The 791-nt window shown below is 44.2% G+C and carries 1 protein-coding gene; it reads right to left on the reverse strand.

What is annotated here, in order from left to right; translation table 11 throughout:
• A partial coding sequence (locus tag AC5590_RS05060) for a CHAT domain-containing protein (protein WP_169269034.1) occupies nt 1-791 on the reverse strand: 791 nt, incomplete at both ends.

Raw genomic sequence — 791 nt, forward strand, 5'->3', positions numbered from 1 at the left:
CCACTAAGATCAAGAGCAGATTGTTTAGGATGCTCAAAATCATAACTGCCATGTCCGGTAAAGTGAAAGATATTGTATTTATCGGCAAGAGCTTCTTGTACAGCGATTTTGGTAGCTTGTTCGCCAGAAATTCGCTTGTTGTTGGGATGGTTGAAAAGCTGGTTAATCGCAGCAGATTCATATTGCGCATGGAGTAGGATATCAAACCCCGCGCTGTCGGGATGTTCCACACTCAGCAGTTGGTGTGATTCCTCGTTGCTTGTTGACGAAATCTGCTGTAAAGATATGCCGACTTGGGCGCTGGGTAGATAAGTAGTGGTGAAATCTTCGGGAAACAGCGCATCAAGCGGGAAGCGGTGCAAGTCGCGGTGGGGAACTAAGATAAGATTTTGGATTGATTCGTTGTTAATTTCGTTATTAATTTCGCTCACTATAGCTGAGATATTGAGGATATCACCAAGCTGCTTGAGCATTTGAGGCAAATTGTCACGCCAGTTATTTTGTTGTGCAACTTGCTTATCTTCGCTTTTGCCGTAATCCTCATATTGTTGATTCCATTGTTTCACCCAGCTTTCAAACTCAGGCAAAAACGAGGGAGTAGAAATGACGCTGGGTTGAGCAGCGTTGTGTTTGATAATAAAAGTGCTGAGGGCAAAAGGGCTGAGATGCCAATAGACAACAGCAGTTGTGGGATTCGTCAGCCGTTGCATATCACCATACCTGGGACTGAGGATATCTTGCTTCTGGGCATCTAGAATCCAAGTGAGGTAGAGATTTTTATTTCTCTCAGC

Source organism: Brasilonema octagenarum UFV-OR1, from assembly GCF_963888615.1.
Lineage (GTDB): Bacteria > Cyanobacteriota > Cyanobacteriia > Cyanobacteriales > Nostocaceae > Brasilonema > Brasilonema sennae.